Annotated in this window: 16 protein-coding genes and 1 pseudogene; 10 read left to right on the forward strand and 7 right to left on the reverse strand. The window is 72.8% G+C overall.

From position 1 onward, the window contains the following. Positions 1-12 precede the first annotated feature (12 nt). Positions 13-822, forward strand: a complete 810-nt coding sequence (locus ACTYVM_RS30070) for a site-2 protease family protein (protein ID WP_445528987.1) — start codon at positions 13-15, stop codon at positions 820-822. On the opposite strand, the gene ACTYVM_RS30075 is transcribed toward ACTYVM_RS30070, so the two are convergent. After that, the gene (locus ACTYVM_RS30075; protein ID WP_445528988.1) at positions 812-1,078 is read right to left on the reverse strand and encodes a hypothetical protein; all 267 of its coding nucleotides are present in this window, start codon (positions 1,076-1,078) and stop codon (positions 812-814) included. The genes ACTYVM_RS30070 and ACTYVM_RS30075 overlap by 11 nt on opposite strands. Positions 1,079-1,082: 4 nt before the next feature. Further along, entirely contained in the window at positions 1,083-1,787 is a 705-nt protein-coding gene (gene npdG / locus ACTYVM_RS30080) for an NADPH-dependent F420 reductase (RefSeq protein ID WP_400025648.1), read from the reverse strand. A gap of 107 nt (positions 1,788-1,894) precedes the next feature. Here npdG and ACTYVM_RS30085 point away from each other — a divergent pair. After that, positions 1,895-2,495 (forward strand): annotated as a pseudogene (locus tag ACTYVM_RS30085) (hypothetical protein). A gap of 186 nt (positions 2,496-2,681) precedes the next feature. Then, complete coding sequence (locus ACTYVM_RS30090; protein WP_445529040.1) at positions 2,682-3,959, forward strand: MFS transporter; 1,278 nt, start codon at positions 2,682-2,684, stop codon at positions 3,957-3,959. A 62-nt stretch (positions 3,960-4,021) separates the two neighbouring features. Here the strand turns inward: ACTYVM_RS30090 and ACTYVM_RS30095 are convergent, their stop codons facing one another. Continuing rightward, positions 4,022-4,270: a hypothetical protein gene (locus ACTYVM_RS30095; RefSeq protein ID WP_445528989.1), complete on the reverse strand. Its 249-nt coding sequence runs from the start codon at positions 4,268-4,270 to the stop codon at positions 4,022-4,024. A 58-nt stretch (positions 4,271-4,328) separates the two neighbouring features. Between ACTYVM_RS30095 and map the strand changes: the two genes are divergently transcribed. Then, positions 4,329-5,186, forward strand: a complete 858-nt coding sequence (gene map, locus ACTYVM_RS30100; protein WP_445528990.1) for a type I methionyl aminopeptidase — start codon at positions 4,329-4,331, stop codon at positions 5,184-5,186. A 202-nt stretch (positions 5,187-5,388) separates the two neighbouring features. Beyond that, complete coding sequence (locus ACTYVM_RS30105) at positions 5,389-6,036, forward strand: biliverdin-producing heme oxygenase (protein ID WP_445528991.1); 648 nt, start codon at positions 5,389-5,391, stop codon at positions 6,034-6,036. A gap of 45 nt (positions 6,037-6,081) precedes the next feature. Here the strand turns inward: ACTYVM_RS30105 and ACTYVM_RS30110 are convergent, their stop codons facing one another. From ACTYVM_RS30110 to ACTYVM_RS30120, 3 genes are all read right to left on the reverse strand, one after another. Further along, a complete protein-coding gene (locus ACTYVM_RS30110; RefSeq protein WP_445528992.1) occupies positions 6,082-6,771 on the reverse strand; it encodes a PhzF family phenazine biosynthesis protein in 690 nt (229 codons plus the stop codon). Positions 6,772-6,836: 65 nt separating this feature from the next. Further along, on the reverse strand, positions 6,837-8,417 hold the full coding sequence (locus tag ACTYVM_RS30115; protein ID WP_445528993.1) for an HtaA domain-containing protein: 1,581 nt from the start codon (positions 8,415-8,417) through the stop codon (positions 6,837-6,839). Between the two features lie 101 nt (positions 8,418-8,518). Next, positions 8,519-10,051 carry an HtaA domain-containing protein gene (locus ACTYVM_RS30120; protein WP_445528994.1) on the reverse strand — a complete coding sequence of 511 codons (1,533 nt, stop codon included), beginning with the start codon at positions 10,049-10,051 and terminating at the stop codon, positions 8,519-8,521. Positions 10,052-10,162: 111 nt separating this feature from the next. On the opposite strand from ACTYVM_RS30120, the gene ACTYVM_RS30125 reads away from it, so the two are divergent. The 3 genes from ACTYVM_RS30125 to ACTYVM_RS30135 are packed head-to-tail and all read left to right on the forward strand — an operon-like array spanning position 10,163 to position 13,109. After that, positions 10,163-11,167 carry a heme/hemin ABC transporter substrate-binding protein gene (locus ACTYVM_RS30125; protein WP_445528995.1) on the forward strand — a complete coding sequence of 335 codons (1,005 nt, stop codon included), beginning with the start codon at positions 10,163-10,165 and terminating at the stop codon, positions 11,165-11,167. Next, complete coding sequence (locus ACTYVM_RS30130) at positions 11,164-12,258, forward strand: FecCD family ABC transporter permease (protein ID WP_445528996.1); 1,095 nt, start codon at positions 11,164-11,166, stop codon at positions 12,256-12,258. Before ACTYVM_RS30125 ends, ACTYVM_RS30130 begins: the two co-directional genes overlap by 4 nt. Continuing rightward, the gene (locus ACTYVM_RS30135; RefSeq protein WP_445528997.1) at positions 12,255-13,109 is read left to right on the forward strand and encodes a heme ABC transporter ATP-binding protein; all 855 of its coding nucleotides are present in this window, start codon (positions 12,255-12,257) and stop codon (positions 13,107-13,109) included. The genes ACTYVM_RS30130 and ACTYVM_RS30135 overlap by 4 nt, the downstream gene beginning before the upstream one ends. Positions 13,110-13,131: 22 nt before the next feature. Here the strand turns inward: ACTYVM_RS30135 and ACTYVM_RS30140 are convergent, their stop codons facing one another. Further along, positions 13,132-13,863 (reverse strand): DUF4097 family beta strand repeat-containing protein, encoded by a 732-nt coding sequence (locus tag ACTYVM_RS30140; protein WP_445528998.1) that lies wholly within the window; start codon positions 13,861-13,863, stop codon positions 13,132-13,134. Between the two features lie 257 nt (positions 13,864-14,120). On the opposite strand from ACTYVM_RS30140, the gene efeO reads away from it, so the two are divergent. Then, a complete protein-coding gene (gene efeO, locus ACTYVM_RS30145) occupies positions 14,121-15,257 on the forward strand; it encodes an iron uptake system protein EfeO (RefSeq protein WP_445528999.1) in 1,137 nt (378 codons plus the stop codon). Positions 15,258-15,267: 10 nt separating this feature from the next. Continuing rightward, complete coding sequence (efeB, locus tag ACTYVM_RS30150; RefSeq protein ID WP_445529000.1) at positions 15,268-16,527, forward strand: iron uptake transporter deferrochelatase/peroxidase subunit; 1,260 nt, start codon at positions 15,268-15,270, stop codon at positions 16,525-16,527. Position 16,528: the final 1 nt, after the last annotated feature.

Consider the following 16,528-nt stretch of genomic DNA (forward strand, 5'->3'; position numbering starts at 1 on the left):
GAGCCGTCCCCCATGACGTCCGCCACCACCCGCCGCGGCGACCGCCGGATCAGTCCCGTCTTCCTCGGCATCCTGGCCGTCACCGCGGTCGGGGGCTGGGCCGCCTGGACCGGTTTCGCCCCGATTCCGGGCCGGCCGGGTCTGGCGGTGTTCCTGTTCGTGACCGCGGCGTGGGTCGTCTCGCTGTGCCTGCACGAGTACGCGCACGCGCGCACCGCGCTGCACAGCGGCGACGTCTCCGTCGGCGCCAAGGGCTATCTGACACTGAACCCGCTGAAGTACACGCATGCCGTGCTGAGCATCCTGCTTCCGCTGCTGTTCCTGGTCATGGGCGGGATCGGGCTGCCCGGCGGGGCGGTGTTCATCGAGCGCGGCCGGATCCGGGGCCGCTGGCGGCACAGCCTGGTCTCGGCGGCCGGACCGCTGACGAACGTACTGTTCGCGGCGGTGTGCACGGCCCCGTTCTGGCTGCACGCGCTGGACGGCGTGCCCGACGGGTTCCGGTACGCCCTGGCCTTCCTCGCACTGCTCCAGGTCACGGCCGCGATCCTGAACTTCCTGCCGGTCCCGGGCCTGGACGGCTACGGCGTGGTCGAACCCTGGCTGTCGCACGGCGTCAAGCGCCAGGTGGAACCGTTCGCCCCGTTCGGTCTGATCTTCGTCTTCGCGCTGCTGTGGGTGCCCTCGCTCAACATCGCGTTCTTCGACGTGATCCACACGCTGCTGCACCACCTCGGCGTCGGCCCCCTCGACCAGTACTGCGGTCACGAGCTCTACCGCTTCTGGCAGGGCGGCAGCGGACTCTGCCCGGTCAGCCGGTGACGGAGCCGTCCTGCCCCGCCCGGCCGCGGCGGGCGTAGTACCAGGTCATGTTGGACGACAGGCCCGCCAGCAGCACCCACACAACCCCCACCAGCCACATGCCCTGGACGAAGGAGACGACGGCCGCGGCCGCGGTGAGCAGGCAGACGATCAGGGCGTAGAGGGCGAGTCGCCGGGCCGGGTGGGGCTGGGGCGATGACTGCATGGTGGTCGGCTCCTGTCGGGGGACACTGCTACGGCCACCAGTGTCCCCCATGGACTCATACGTCCGTGATCCGGAGCCCGGCGTGCGCCTTGTAGCGGCGGTTGACCGAGATCAGGTTCGCGACCAGCGACTCCACCTGGTGGGCGTTGCGCAGCCGCCCGGCGAAGACGCCCCGCATGCCGGGGATGCGGCCGGCCAGCGCCTGGACGGTCTCCACGTCGGCGCGCTCCTCGCCGAGGACCATCACGTCGGTGTCGATCCGCTCGATCGCACGGTCCTGGAGGAGGACCGCCGACAGGTGGTGGAAGGCCGCCGCCACCCGTGAGTCCGGCAGCAGCGCCGCGGCCTGCTCGGCGGCGCTGCCCTCCTCCGGCCTCAGCGCGTAGGCGCCCTTCTTGTCGAAGCCGAGCGGGTTGACGCAGTCCACGACGAGCTTGCCGGCCAGTTCCTCGCGCAGGGCCTCGAGGGTCTTGCCGTGGCCCTCCCACGGCACGGCGACGATCACGATGTCGCTGCGGCGCGCGGTCTCGGCGTTGTCGGCGCCCTCGACGCCGTGCCCGGTCTCCTCGGCCGCCGCCCGGGCCCGTTCGGCGGCACGCGAGCCGATGATCACCTTCTGCCCGGCGCGGGCGAGCCGGTAGGCCAGGCCCTTGCCCTGCGGACCGGTTCCCCCGAGCACGCCCACGACCAGCCCGGAGACGTCGGGGAGGTCCCAGGGATCCTTGGCGGGGGCCTTGTGTGCACTGTCGCTAGAGGTCATGCGCCGACTCTACGTCCGCGACCCCCGCTGTCGCCGGGTCCCCCGGGAGGACGAACGCGGACCGAAGTCCGCCCCGCCCGCGCCTGTTTGCGACAGGATGTGCGCGTATGGACGCCGTACGGGTCACGCTGCTGCGCGAGGTGCTCGCCGGGACCGAGTGGCTGGGGGCCACCCGGCGGTTCGCGGGGGTGCTGCGGGGGGGCCGTGGTGTCGCACGGGGGCGGGCTGCTGCTGGTGGGCACGCCGGAGGACGAGCCCTGGCACCTGGCGGCCCACCTGGTGGACGAGGCCGCCTGGTCGGGTACCCCGGAGCTGGCCCCGACCCTCGTACGGCCCGCCCCGCGCCCCGCGGACCGGGCGCATCTTTCCGTGGGCCTGGGGCGGCTGGCGGCGGCCCGGCGTGGCGAGAGCCTGCTCGTGGTGGCCCCCGAGCAGCCCGCCCCGCTCCTGGAGCGCGTGCACGAGGCCCGGCGGGCCGGAGCGACGGTGCTGGCCCTGGGGTGCGGCGGGGGCGAGCTGGAGGCGATGGCGCACGAGACGCCGGCGGTGCCGCCAGGGGCCGAGCTGGACCTGGACACCGTGCCGCACCTGGTGAGCGCGGCGGCCGGGGAGAACGCGCTGCCGGCCCCGCGCGGTCGCGGCCGCTTCCGGGACCGCCTGTCGCGGCTGGCGGACCTGCTGACGGCGCCTCCGCCGCCGCGCTGGTAGCGGAGCGCGAGGAAAACCGGTTGCCGGTGGCCCTCCGCCTGCCGACGATGGCCCCTCGTGACCGACGACTGCCCCGCCCCTGCCACCGACGTCTCTGGTGCCTCCGCTTCCGGTGCCACTGGTGCCCCTGGCGCTTCCGATGCCTCCGGCGCTCCCGGTACCCCCGGTGCCTCCGGTGCCTCCGGCCTGCGGGCCGTGCTCCCCGACCTCGCCCCCTGGCACGCCTCACGCGACTTCCGGCGGCTGTGGGTGTCGGGCCTGATCTCGAACTTCGGCAGCTTCCTCACCTTCGTCGCGCTGCCGGTGCAGATGAAGGAGCTGACCGGTTCGGCCGCGGCGGTGGGCGCGCTCGGGGCCGCGGAGCTGGTCCCGCTGATCGTGTTCGGGCTGTACGGCGGAGCCCTCGCGGACGCGCTGGACAAGCGCCGGCTCATCCTGTGGACCGAGGTCGGGCAGGGGCTGCTCAGCGTGGCGCTGCTGGCCGGGGCGCTGCTGCCGCACCCGGCCGTCTGGCCGCTGTACGTGATCGCCGCCCTCTGTGCCGCGCTGACCTCCGTGCAGCGGCCCGCGCTGGACTCGCTGTGGCCGCGGATCGTGGCCCACGAGCACCTCACGGCGGCGACCGCGCTCAACTCCCTGCGCTGGACCGTCGGCGGGGTGGCGGGCCCGGCCGCGGCGGGCGTGGTGGTGGCGTACGCGGGCCTTTCCTGGGCGTACGCCGCGGACGCGGTGACGTTCGCCGTCTCGGTCGTCCTGGTCGTGCGCATCGCCGCCCAGCCGGCCACCCACGAAGCCGCGAAGCCGTCCCTGCGGGCCATCGCCGAGGGCGCCCGGTACGCCTGGGGCCGCAAGGAACTGCTGGGGACGTACGTGGTCGACCTGGCCGCGATGTTCCTGGCGATGCCGCTGGCCGTGCTGCCGTTCCTCGCGGACGAGCTGGACGCGCGGTGGGCGCTGGGTCTGATGTACGCCGCCGTGCCGCTGGGCTCGCTGCTGGTGAGCCTGACCAGCGGCTGGACCTCCCGGGTGCACCGGCACGGGCGGATGGTGGTGCTGGCGGCGCTGCTGTGGAGTCTCGCGATCGCCGCCGCCGGTCTCGTGGGCAATCTGTGGCTGGTGCTGCTGTTCCTGACCGTGGCCGGTGGCTGCGACATGGTCAGCGGGGTCTTCCGGGGCGCCATGTGGAACCAGACGATCCCGGACGCGCTGCGCGGCCGGCTCGCCGGGATCGAGCTGCTGTCCTATTCGGCGGGCCCCCAGCTCGGGCAGGTCCGCTCGGGCTCCTTCGCCGCGTGGTGGGGTGTACGGGCGTCGGTGTGGTCGGGCGGGCTGCTGTGCGCGGGCGCGGTGGGGCTGCTGGCGCTGTGCCTGCCGGGGCTGATGCGGTACGACGCCCGCACGAACGAGCACGCGGTGCGGCTGCGGGAGGACCGCGCGGCCGCCACCGTGCGCGCGGCCGCGTGATCGGCGCGAGCGATGCGATCGACCTCTTCCTTCAGGCCTGCTCCCCCCGCTGCCGGGCCTGCTCAGCCCCCGCTGCCCCCGCTGCCCTCGTCGGTGCCGCCCGCCGACGCGTCGTGCCAGCGCGGGTCGTTCTCCCACTGGAGGTTGCGTTCGCGGGCGGTGTCCATCGCGTGCTGGGCCTCCTCGCGGGAGGTGTACGGGCCGAACCGGTCCTTGGCGGGGCACTCGGGCCCCTCCTCGACCTTCTTGTGCTCCAGGCAGTAGTACCACTCGCCCGGCTTACCGGCGGTCCGCTTCTTGAACAGGGCCATGACCAGCTCCTCTCGCCACGGACATGTTCCCCCATCGCCCCCGGATAGACTCCCCGACATGTCTGGCCAGTCACTGCTCGTCCCCGGGGAGCTGTCCCCGACCCGTTCCGTGCCCGGAAACATCCGCCGCCCCGAGTACGTCGGCAGGCCCGCACCGAAGCCGTACACCGGGCCGGAGGTGCAGACGCCGGAGACCGTCGAGGCGATGCGGACCGCCGGGCGGATCGCCGCGCAGGCGATGGAGGAGGCGGCACGGCACATCGCGCCGGGCGTCACCACGGACGAGCTGGACCGGGTGGCGCACGCGTTCATGTGCGACCACGGCGCCTACCCCTCCACGCTCGGCTACCGCGGCTTCCCCAAGTCGCTGTGCTCCTCGGTCAACGAGGTCATCTGCCACGGCATCCCGGACTCGACGGTGCTCCGGGACGGCGACATCGTCAACCTGGACGTGACCGCGTACATCGGCGGGGTGCACGGGGACAACAACGCGACGTACCTCGTGGGTGACGTGGACGAGGAGAGCCGCCTGCTGGTGGAGCGCACCCGCGAGGCCCTCAACCGCGCGATCAAGGCGGTCCGCCCCGGGCGGCAGATCAACATCATCGGCCGGGTCATCGAGTCGTACGCCAAGCGGTTCGGCTACGGCGTGGTCCGGGACTTCACCGGCCACGGCATCAGCACGTCGTTCCACTCCGGCCTGATCGTCCCGCACTACGACAGCCCGCACGCCACGACGGTCATGCAGCCCGGGATGACCTTCACGATCGAGCCGATGCTGACGCTCGGCAGCTACGAGTACGACGTCTGGGAGGACGGCTGGACGGTCGTCACCAAGGACCGCAGGCGCACCGCCCAGTTCGAGCACACGCTGGTGGTGACGGACACGGGGGCGGAGATCCTGACGCTGCCGTAGACCGCGTCCGCCCGCTGTGGCCCGCTCCCTTCAGGGGGCGGGCCTTTCCTTGTGCCCCCACACCCTCATGCCGTCACACCCTCACACCCCTATCCCCTTATACCCACCCATGCCCGTTTGGCCGGAATCCGGGGTAAGGTTTTCCCGACAAGATGTCGGTAACCCATTGACTTAGGCAAGCCTTACCTTAGAGGATGGCCTCATGGATTCCTTCTCGACACTCATCCGCACCGCCTCCCACGAGCAGCACACGGAGGCGGAGACCTCCACCTTCATGAGCGACCTGCTCGGCGGCCGGCTCGGCGTGGACGCGTACGCGCGGTACACCGAGCAACTCTGGTTCGTGTACGAGGCGCTGGAGGACGAGGCCGAACGGCTGGCGTCGGATCCGGTGGCGGGCCCCTTCATCCGGCCCGAGCTGTTCCGCCTGGCCGAGCTCGAGCGGGACCTGGCCCATCTGCGGGGCGCCTCCTGGCGCTCGGAGGTGAGCGTGCTGCCCGCGACCGAGGCGTACGCGGCACGGGTGCGCGAGTGCGCCGAGCGGTGGCCGGCGGGCTACATCGCCCACCACTACACCCGCTACCTCGGCGACCTCTCCGGTGGCCAGATCATCCGCGACAAGGCGGAGAAGACGTGGGGCTTCACGAAGAAGGGCGACGGCGTCCGCTTCTACGTCTTCGAACAGATCCCCAACCCGGCCGCCTTCAAGAGGAGTTACCGCGAGCTCCTGGACACGGTCGACGCCGACGACCTGGAGAAGCAGCGCATCGTGACCGAGTGCAGGAAGGCGTTCTCCCTGAACACGGCGGTCTTCCAGGCCCTGGCCGAGGAGTTCCCCCTGTCGGCGTGACCGTGGGCGGGGGCCACGAAGCCCCAGGGGGGCGGCGGGTGCGCGTCAGCGTTCCAGGGTCACCCGGCCGCCGACCTCGACCCAGCCGCCCGGTTGGGGGGCCGTCAGGATCTGGGAGCCCGTGCCCTGGGTGATGTTGAGGGCTCGGCCCAGGTGGGCCGTGAGGAGCAGGGCCGCCGCGCCTGTTGCCTCGTCCTCCTCTATGCCCCCGGTGCAAGCCCCGGCTCCACCGGAGCGGCTGTCGCCGCGCTCATCGATTCGGCCGGGGAAGGCGCGGGCTCGGACGCGGCCGGCGGCCTCGTCCTCCCAGGACCAGGCGTAGATCCACTCGCCCGGCGGCGGGACGGGCAGGTCGTCGACCTCGGCTGCGGTGGCGTACTGGCGCAGGGTGCGGGGCGGGGCCCACTCCGGGCGGGCCTCGATCCAGGTGAACTCGCCGTCCAGGCGGGTGCCCACCGTGCCGGCGGGGGTGACCAGTTCCGGCACGTCCAGGAGCCAGGCCACCCCCACGCAGGGGTGGCCCGCGAAGGGCAGGCGCAGGATGGGGGTGTAGATGTCGATGACGCCGCGCTCGGGGTCGTCGACGAACACCGTCTCGCTGAAGCCGAGTTTGGCGGCCAGCTCCTGGCGGTCGTCCTGGTCGGGGACGCGCGAGCCGTCGCGGACGACACCGAGTTCGTTGCCGTAGCCGCCGCGGGGCCCGCAGAAGACGCGCAGCACGTCGTAATCAGTCACCCGGGCATTGAAGCATCGCGGCGGCGGTGCCGTCCGGACCGGGACGGCGCCGCCGCCGACGCGGATCAGGCCTGCGTCTCGCGCCGCCTGCGCAGCGCGTAGAGCACACCCGCGCCCGCCGCCACGGTCGCCGCGGCGGCCGCGCCCAGGGCGCCCACCGGGACGTCCGCGCCGGTGGCGGCCATGCTGCCGCCGATGCCGCCGGTGGTGGAGCCGATGCCCCCGGTCGTCGAGCCCGTACCGCCGATGCCGCCCGTGCCGCCGGAGGTGCCGGTGCCGCCCGTGCCGGAGCCGCCGCCCGACGTGCCGTCGCCGGAGGGGAGTTGGGCGCCCTTGCTGAGGGCGACGGACAGGTTCACCGGGTCGAGCGCGGCGCCCTTGGCGTAGAAGCCGCCGAACGCCTGGGCGCCGGCCTCGGTCAGCGTCGCCGTCACCCCGTTCACGGTGATGACGTCGCTCTTCGCGGTGAACTTGGTGGAGGCGGCCTTCAGGTCGGCCAGGACCACGTTCGGTGACTTCTCGCCGAGGCTGGTGACATCGGCGGTCAGCTTGCCGGACCCGCCGGCGAGAGCGGCCCTGACATTGTTGAGGGTGAGGTCGAGCCCGTAGCCGCCGCCGTCGCCCTCGCCCTGGTGGCCCTTGAAGTTCACCGCGCCCTTGAACGCGGCGGAGAGGGTGCCGGCGTCGGTGTCGTAGGTGCCGGTGGCGTCGGCGAAGGTGAAGGCGCCGTTGCCGGACGCCTGGGAGGCGCCGTCCGACGCCGTGATCCGGCCCTTGGCCACCGGGCCGACGACATAGCTGCGGAAGGAGTCCTTCACACCCCAGGTCAGCCTGCCGTCGGCGATGTCGCCCTTGGCCGGGGCGGGCGCGGTGGACGCGGACGGGGAGGTGGACGCCGTGGGCTCGGCGCTCTGGGAAGCGGAGTCGCTGGGCTTCGGGGACGACGGGGTGCCGGTCTCCGACTCGCTCGGCGAGGCCGACGACGTCGGCGAGGAGGTCGGCTCGGGCGAGGTGGTCTCCGACTCGCTGGGCGACGGGCTCGGCGACGTCGTGTCCTGCTTCTTCACCACGGACAGCGGGTCGCCGGCCGCGCCCGCGTAGGAGGCGCTGCCGAGGAAGGTGCCGGCCTCGGCGGTGAGGGTGGTGGCCAGGTTGCTCATGTCCGAGCTCGCGGGCGCCGCGACGTCCGCGATCGGCACGTCCTGCTGGGTCGGGCCGTCGTCGGCGGTCAGGTCGGCCGTGAGGACGCCCGTGGCGCTGTCGTACTGGAAGTCGCTGAGCACCCGCTTGAACCCGTGCACCGGCGACTCGGCCACGATGGTGCCCTTGAAGGCCAGGCGCAGCGTGTGGTTGGTGCTGTCGTAGGTGCCCTGGCCGTCGGTGAAGGTGAAGACGCCGTTGCCGTCGGCCTGGGAGGCGCCGTCGGTGACGGTGAAGGTGCCCTTGGTGTAGGGGCCGGTGACGTAGTTCCGGTACGTCTCCTTGATGCCCCAGCTCAGTTCGTAGCCGGTCAGGGGCACGGAGGCCGCGGCGGCACCGGGGGCCGCCGCCAGGGCGGCGGCGCTCAGCGCGGTGGCCGTGGCCACGGCGGCGGCGAACATCACCGGCCGTCTGCGGGCGCGGGTGGCGGTGGCGGTGGCGGACATGACGGTTCTCCTCGTGACGGGGTCCGCCGGTGGGGCGGCGGAGGGGATCAGGACGTGGGGGTGGGAGGGAAAGTGGGGGTGGGAGGGGAGGTCGGGAAGGGTCACGACCCGGCGGACCGCTCCTCGCCGGAACCAGAACCGGAGTCCGAGGAAGCAGAGTCCGAGGAAGCGGAGCCTGCGGCACCGGAGTTCCCGGAGCTGCCGGAACCCGCGGCGGCCGCGGCGGACGCCGTGCGGTTTCTGCGACGGAGGAGCGCCGTCGCGCCGAGCGCGGCCACCAGCGCGCCTCCCGCGCCGAGCGCGATCGGCAGGACCGGCGTGCCGTCGCCGCCGGTGGCCGCGACCGGCTCGGCCGCGGCGGCGGGGGCGGCCGTCGCGGGTGCGGGCGTGGCGGTGGTGTCCGTGCCCGCGCTGCCCAGGTCGGGCAGGGCGGGCAGCTTGGCGTCCTCGGTGAGGGCGACGGCCAGGGACACCGGGTCCATCGCGGTGCCCGCCGGGTACATCCCGCCGAACGCCTCGGCGCCTCGGGCGGTCAGCTCGGCCGGTGCCTCGGTCACCTCCGCCAGGCCGTCGCGGGCGGTCAGGTCCCTGGCCGCGAAGGTGACCAGCGGCATCTTCGCGGCGGTCAGGCCGGGGCTCGTCACGTCGGCGTAGAGCGTGCCCGTGCCCTTGGCGACGGTGACGCGGACGGCGCTCAGTTCCAGGTCCAGGCCGTGCGCGCCGGTGAAGCGCACGGTGCCCTTGAAGGTGGCGTCGAGCGTGCCCTTGTCGTACGTGCCCCGGCCGGAGGGGAAGCGGAAGAGGGCGCCGCCGTCCTGGGCCCCGTCGGTCAGGGTCCACTTGCCGCGGGCGATGTCGCCGGTGACGTACTCGCGGAAGGTGCGGCGCACGCCCCAGTCGACGGCGCCGTTCACGAGCGCCTGGTGCGAAGTCGTCTTCTTCTTCGCGGACTTGGACGGGGTGGGCGTGGGCGACGGGGCCGCCGTCTTCGCGACCGGGCGTACGTCCGCCGCGAGGCTCACCGGGTCCAGCGGGGTCCCGGCCGTGTAGTAGCCGGCGAAGGACCGGGCGCCCTGCGCGGTGAGGGTGGCGGGCAGGTTGTTGAGGACGACCGCGTTGCCGCCGCCCTTCATGTCGATGCCACCGAGGGAGAGGGTGGCGAAGGGCACCTGTGGGGAGGTCGTGACCCTCCCGGTGTCCCTCGCCTTGCTGACGACGTCCAGGTAGAGGGTGCCGGTGGAGCCGGAGACGCTCACGGTGGGACGGCTGAGCGTGAGGTCCAACTGGTATGCGCCGCCCGCCTCCTGGTGGCCGACGAAGCGGACCCCGCCGAAGAAGGCGGCCCGGAACGCGCCCGTGGTGCCGTCGTAGGAGCCGGTCGCCGAGTGGAAGCGGAAGGCGCTGCCGCCGACGGTGGAGGCACCGCCGGTCAGGGAGAAACTCCCCTTGGCTATGGGCCCGGTGACATAGCTCTGGAAGGAGGACTTGACGCCCCAGTCCAGTCGGCCGCCCTGGACGGTACGGCTCTCGGCGTACGCGGGGGTGGCCGGAAGAAGGGTCGTCAGCAGGGCCGCCGCGAGTACGGCGAGTGCGGTGCACCACGCGGTGACCAGGGCGCGAGCGCGCGCAGGCATGGAAGTCCTCCGGATCCGGAGCCAGTAGCAAACCAAGGTAAGGCTAACCTAAGCTATGACCGCCGAAAGATCGGCACCGCCGACGAGAGAACGGACCGGACCGTGCCACGCTTGCGCACCCGACTGGCGACAGCCCTGGTGTCGGTGCTCGCCCTCGCCCTGACCGCGACCGGGTGCCAAGGGGGAACCGAGGCCTCCCCCACCAGGACCACGACGACGTCGGGTGCCGTGGACAACCGAGTCGAACCCCTCGCCTCCCCACCCGCGCCCCGGCTCCCCGTCACGGCCGAGTCGGCCGACGGCGGGAAGGTGACCGTCACGAAGGCGCGGCGGATCGTCCCGCTGTCCGGAAGCCTCAGCGAGATCGTGTTCACGCTGGGACTCGGCGACCGGGTCGTCGCCCGCGACATCACCGCCACCTTCCAGCAGGCGGCGAAACTGCCGGTGGTGACCCGCAATCACGACGTGTCCGCGGAGAGCGTCCTGTCCCTCGCCCCCGACCTGGTGCTCGCGGAGACCACGACCGGGCCGCAGGAGGCCCTGGACCAGATCCGCGCCGCGGGCGTCCCGGTGCTCGTGGTGAAGCCGGCGACGGGCCTGGCCGACGTGGGAGCGCGCATCCGGGCGGTCGCCGACGCGCTCGGCGTCCCGGCCGCGGGCAAGGAGCTGACCGAGCGCTCCCAGGACCGGATCGACGCCGTGCGCGAGGCGATCCCGGCGCACGCCGACCACCCCCGCGTCGCCTTCCTGTACCTGCGCGGCTCGGCCTCCGTCTACCTCATCGGCGGCGCCACGTCCGGCGCGACCTCGCTGGTCGAGGCGGCCGGCGGGATCGACGCGGGCGCCGACTCGGGGCTGACAAGGGACTTCACCGCCATCACCACCGAGGCCCTGGCGAAGGCCGCGCCGGACGCGATCCTCGTGATGAGCAAGGGACTCGAATCCGTCGGTGGCCTCGACGGGCTGGTGAAGATCCCGGGCATCGCCCAGACACCGGCCGGCATGGAGCGCCGGGTCGTCTCGGTGGAGGACGGCGTGCTGCTCAACTACGGGCCGCGCACGGACCAGGTGCTGCGCTCGATCGTCGACCAGCTGTACGCGGGCGGTGCCCGGTGACGGCGCTGGACGACAAGCCCGTACGCCCGCTCCAGGCACCGCCCGCGCCCGCCGTACGGAAGCGGCGCGGCACACCCTGGTTCCTGACGGGTGGTCTGGTGCTCGGCCTGCTCGTCCTGGTGCCGGTCGCCGCCGGGACCGGCGCGTACCCGATCCCGACCGGTGAGGTGCTCTCGTCCGTGCTGCACCGGATCGGGCTCGGTGGCAGCGGTCTCGACCGGGTCCCGGAGTCGGTGCTGTGGAACGTGCGCTTCCCGCGCATCGTGCTGGCCCTGCTCGTCGGCGCCTCGCTGGGCTGCGCGGGCGCGCTGATGCAGGGCGTGTTCGGCAACCCGCTGGCCGAGCCGGGCGTCATCGGGGTCTCCTCGGGCGCGGCGGTCGGCGCGGTCGCCACGATCGCCCTCGGTCTGGACCTCCTCGGCACCTGGACGGTCCCGGTGGCCGCCTTCGCCGCGGGTCTGGGCACGGTCCTGCTGGTGTACGCCATGGCGCGCTCGGGCGGCCGTACGGAGGTGGTGACGCTGCTCCTCACCGGGATCGCGGTGAACGCGTTCGCGGGCGCGCTGATCGGGCTGTTCCTGTTCTTCGCGGACTCCGCCGCGGTCAGCCAGATCACCTTCTGGCAGCTCGGCTCGCTCTCCCAGGCGACCTGGCCGAAGGTCATGGCCGTCCTGCCGTGCGCGGTGCTCGGGCTCGGCATCGCCCCGCTGTACGCGCGCCGCCTGGACCTGCTCTCGCTCGGCGAGGGTCCGGCCCGGCATCTGGGCGTGGACGTGGAGCGGCTGCGGATCGTGCTGGTGCTGGTCATCGCGCTGCTGACCGCGGCCGCGGTGAGCGTCTCCGGGATCATCGGCTTCGTCGGCCTGGTCGTCCCGCATCTGCTGCGCATGGTGGCAGGGCCCGGGCACCGCTTCCTGGTGCCGGGCAGCGCCCTGCTCGGCGCGCTCGTCCTGCTCGGCGCGGATCTGGCCGCCCGTACCGTCGCCGCGCCCGCCGAGCTTCCGCTCGGCGTACTGACCGCACTGGTCGGCAGCCCGTTCTTCTTCTGGCTGCTGCGCCGCACCCGTCGCAGGCAAGGAGGCTGGGCATGAGACTGCCTGGTTCGAGGACACGGCCGGTTCCCCCCGCCCCGGCCCGGGCCGGGGACGTGCTCGCCGAGGCGGAGGCGCTGTATGTGCGGCTGGGCGCGCGCGAGGTGCTCGACGGCGTCGACGTCTCGGTCCGCGCCGGCGAGGTGCTGGCCCTGGTAGGTCCCAACGGCGCCGGGAAGTCGACCCTGTTGGGCGCGCTCGCCGCCGACCTCCCGCCCACGCGGGGCGTGGTGCGGATCGACGGCCGCCCGGCCGCCGAGTGGTCCGCGCCCGAACTCGCCCTGCGCCGCGCCGTGCTGCCGCAGTCGACGGCGCTCTCCTTTCCCTTCCCGGTCGAGGAGGTCGTACGGATGGGACGGGCCCCGCACGCGTCCTCGTCCTCCCCGGCCGAGGACGAGCGGATCGTGGCCGAGGCGATGGCCGCCACCGAGGTGACCGCGTTCGCCGCGCGCCCGTTCGCCGCGCTCAGCGGCGGCGAGCGGGCCCGGGTGGCGCTCGCCCGGGTGCTGGCCCAGCGGGCGCCGCTGCTGCTGCTCGACGAGCCGACCGCCGCGCTGGACCTGAAGCACCAGGAGATGGTGCTGCGGCTGTGCCGGGAAAGGGCGCACGCCGGGGACGCGGTCGTCGTGGTGCTGCACGACCTGGGACTGGCCGCCGCGTACGCGCACCGGGTGGCGGTCCTGTGCGCCGGCCGTGTCGCGGCCGACGGCCCGCCCGCCGAGGTCTTCTCGGAGAAGCTCCTGTCCCGGGTGTACGACCAGCCGGTCGAGGTGCTGCCCCACCCGCGCACGGGCGCGGTTCTGGTGACCCCGAGACGGAGCCCGTCGCGGGGCGGCGCCCGTGCGACCTGATTCCGGTGGCGCACGCCGCTCATCAGGAGTGTTTGACGGTGATGGCCCCGTTGCTGGTGGTGAGGTCGAGTCGGTGCTCGCCCGACGGGTCGTCGGTCACGTCGATGTTCTTGGCGCCGTTGCTGGTCTTGGCGGTCACCTTGTAGCGGGCCTCGGGCACGGTCAGGGAGATGTGCCCGTTGGACGTCCTGGCCCGCACGTCCTGGGCGGTGTCGAGGGTGAGGTCGATCGAGCCGTTGGAGGTCCGTGCCTGGATCCGGGGGCCGTTGATGCCGTGCCCGCTGATCCGGCCGTTGGAGGTCCGCGCCTCGACGGGGCCTGACACCCCGTTCAGCTCGATCCTGCCGGAGCTGGTGCTGACCTTCACCGCGCCCACGTGCGCCAGGCGGACGGAGCCGCTCCGGGTCCCGCCGCTCACCGGGACACCAGCGGGCACGTCGACGGTGTAGCTGACCGAACAGCGGCTGCCGCAGCCGCCGAGGACCAGGACTCCGTCCTCGATCCGGTGGGTGGCACCCCGGGGCTTGTCCCCCCGGTAGGTGACCGAGCGGTGGAGCGACGATCCGCCGTTGCCCTTGGTGCCGTTCACCGTGACACTGCCCGCCCTGGTCTCCAGGCGTACCGAGGTGATCTTCCCGGACAACGTGCTGTCGTCCTCGAAGGTCTTCCCCTGCACCAGGCCGCACGCGGCCAGTTGACCGGCCGCGACCACAGCCGCCGCCAGGATCCCGAGAGCGCGGACCCGCTGACGCATGATTTCCCCCCGTGGTGGACTTCTGCCAGGTGCCGGCGCGAACGGTTCGGGCCCGACACCCCTCGAAGCTATGCCGTGGGCCGTCACTCAACCATGGGGAAAACCCCCGACCGGGGCCGCGGGTCACCCTCACCCCCGACGGGGAGTCGGCCTCGGCCAGCCGTGCGAGCCGCATCACAGACCCGTCCGGGAATGACTTAGATAAGCCTAGGGTAAGTTAGGCGAGCCTCACCGAACTTTTTTCTTCTGGAGTCTGCATGCGCGCCGCCCGCCTCTCCGTCATCACCGCCGCCGCCGCGGTCGCTCTGACCGCCGTGACGGCCTGCACGCAGAAGAGCGGCGCGCAGGACGGCGACCGCGTGGTCGAGGTGACCGCGAAGGACGACTCCTGCGAGGTCTCCAAGAAGGAGTTCCCGGCCGGACACGTCGAACTCGCCATCGAGAACAAGGGCTCGAAGGTCACCGAGGTCTACCTCCTCTTCCCGGACGACCGGATCGTCGCCGAGCGCGAGAACATCGGCCCCGGCATCAAGCAGAAGGTCACCGCGGAGGTGAAGGCCGGCGAGTACCTGATCGCCTGCAAGCCGGGCATGAAGGGCAAGGGCATCCGCCAGGAGGTCAAGGTGACCGGCGGCACGGTCGCCGAGCGCGACCCGAAGCTGGACGCGGCCGTCGCCGACTACCGCCAGTACGCCCAGGATCAGGCCGACGAGACCCTGCCCCGCGTCGAGGCGTTCGTGAAGGCGATCAAGGCCGGCGACCTGCCGGCCGCCAAGAAGGCGTACGCGATCTCCCGCCTCGGCTGGGAGCGCACCGAGCCGGTCGCGGAGTCCTTCGGCGACATCGACCCCAAGGTCGACGTCCGCGAGGACGGCCTGGAGGACGGCCAGAAGTGGACCGGCTGGCACCGCCTGGAGAAGGCGCTGTGGCAGGACGGCAGGATCGGTGCGGAGGAGAAGGCGCTCGCCGACCAGCTGCTCGTCGACCTGAAGGACTGGCAGAAGCGCGTCGGCACCGCCGAGATCACCCCGACCTCCATGGCCAACGGCGCCAAGGAACTCCTCGACGAGGTCGCCACCGGCAAGGTCACCGGCGAGGAGGACCGCTACGCCCACACCGACCTGGTCGACTTCAAGGGCAACGTCGAGGGCGCGCAGAAGGCGTACGAACTCCTCAGGCCGGTCGCCTCGAAGAACGACCCGGCGCTGGCCAAGGAGCTCGACAAGCAGTTCGCCGCGCTCGAGGCGCTTCTCGACAAGTACCGCACGGACAAGACGTCGTACGAGTTCGTCTCCTACGACAAGGTCGGCAAGGGCGACCGCAAGGAGCTCTCGGACGCGGTGAACGCGCTCGCCGAGCCGCTGTCCAAGCTCGCCGCGGCCGTAGTGAAGTAGGGGACGCGAGATGACCGAGACCCAGGGCAGCACTCCGTCCCGCCGCGCCGTGATCGGCTGGGGCGGGGCGGGGGTCGCGCTCGGCGCCGTCGCGGCCGGCGGCGCGGTGGCGATGACCAGGACCGGCTCCGACCTGGACCCGGTCGGCGCGGACGCGGGCGGCGCGGTGGAGTTCCACGGCGCCCACCAGGCCGGCATCGCCACACCCGTGCAGGACCGGCTGCACTTCGCCGCGTTCGACGTGAAGACCGACGACCGCGACGAGTTCGTGCGGATGCTGAAGGACTGGACGGCCGCCGCGCGCCGGATGACCGCCGGCAAGGAGGTCGGTGAGGGCGCGTACGGCGGACTCCCCGAGGCGCCGCCCGACGACACCGGCGAGGCGCTGGGCCTCAACCCCTCGCGGCTGACGCTGACCATCGGCTTCGGGCCTTCGCTGTTCGACAGGTTCGGGCTGCAGGACAGGCGGCCGGCCGCCCTGGTGGACCTGCCCAGGTTCCCCGGCGACAACCTGGACCGCTCCCGTACCGGCGGCGACCTGTGCGTCCAGGCCTGCGCGGACGACCCGCAGGTCGCCGTGCACGCGATCCGCAACCTGGCCCGCATCGGCTTCGGCAAGGTCGCCGTCCGCTGGTCCCAGCTCGGCTTCGGCAAGACCTCCTCGACCACCCCGGACGCCCACACCCCACGCAACCTCTTCGGGTTCAAGGACGGCACCCGCAACATCGCGGGCACCGAGACCGGCCGGCTGAAGAAGTTCGTGTGGGTCGGCGACGGGGACGGCGGTGCGAACGACGCCTGGATGAACGGGGGTTCGTACCTCGTCGCCCGGCGCATCCGGATGAACGTCGAGACCTGGGACCGGACTCCGCTCCAGGAGCAGGAGGACATCTTCGGCCGGGACAAGGGCGAGGGCGCGCCGGTCGGCAGGCCCAAGGAGCACGACGAGCCGTTCCTGAAGGCGATGAAGCCCGACGCACACGTACGGCTCTCGCACCCCGACGCCAACAACGGCATCACGATCCTGCGCCGGGGCTACTCCTTCACCGACGGAACCGACGGCCTCGGCCGCCTGGACGCCGGGCTGTTCTTCCTGGCCTACCAGCGCGACCCGCGCAACGGGTTCATCCCGCTCCAGCGCAAGCTGGCCGCGCACGACGCGCTCAACGAGTACATCCAGCACGTGGGTTCGGCGGTCTTCGCGATCCCGCCCGGCGTGCGTGACGCGCACGACTGGTGGGGACGCACCCTGCTGTCCGAGGAGGCGTGAC

Source organism: Streptomyces cyslabdanicus (genome assembly GCF_052663305.1).

Coding starts and splice junctions, on each gene's coding strand:
- ACTYVM_RS30070 (WP_445528987.1), top strand. CDS start 13: ATGACGTCCGCCACCACCCGCCGCGGCGACCGCCGGATCAGTCCCGTC.
- ACTYVM_RS30075 (WP_445528988.1), bottom strand. CDS start 1,078: ATGGGGGACACTGGTGGCCGTAGCAGTGTCCCCCGACAGGAGCCGACC.
- npdG (WP_400025648.1), bottom strand. CDS start 1,787: ATGACCTCTAGCGACAGTGCACACAAGGCCCCCGCCAAGGATCCCTGG.
- ACTYVM_RS30095 (WP_445528989.1), bottom strand. CDS start 4,270: ATGGCCCTGTTCAAGAAGCGGACCGCCGGTAAGCCGGGCGAGTGGTAC.
- map (WP_445528990.1), top strand. CDS start 4,329: ATGTCTGGCCAGTCACTGCTCGTCCCCGGGGAGCTGTCCCCGACCCGT.
- ACTYVM_RS30105 (WP_445528991.1), top strand. CDS start 5,389: ATGGATTCCTTCTCGACACTCATCCGCACCGCCTCCCACGAGCAGCAC.
- ACTYVM_RS30115 (WP_445528993.1), bottom strand. CDS start 8,417: ATGTCCGCCACCGCCACCGCCACCCGCGCCCGCAGACGGCCGGTGATG.
- ACTYVM_RS30120 (WP_445528994.1), bottom strand. CDS start 10,051: ATGCCTGCGCGCGCTCGCGCCCTGGTCACCGCGTGGTGCACCGCACTC.
- ACTYVM_RS30135 (WP_445528997.1), top strand. CDS start 12,255: ATGAGACTGCCTGGTTCGAGGACACGGCCGGTTCCCCCCGCCCCGGCC.
- ACTYVM_RS30140 (WP_445528998.1), bottom strand. CDS start 13,863: ATGCGTCAGCGGGTCCGCGCTCTCGGGATCCTGGCGGCGGCTGTGGTC.
- efeO (WP_445528999.1), top strand. CDS start 14,121: ATGCGCGCCGCCCGCCTCTCCGTCATCACCGCCGCCGCCGCGGTCGCT.
- efeB (WP_445529000.1), top strand. CDS start 15,268: ATGACCGAGACCCAGGGCAGCACTCCGTCCCGCCGCGCCGTGATCGGC.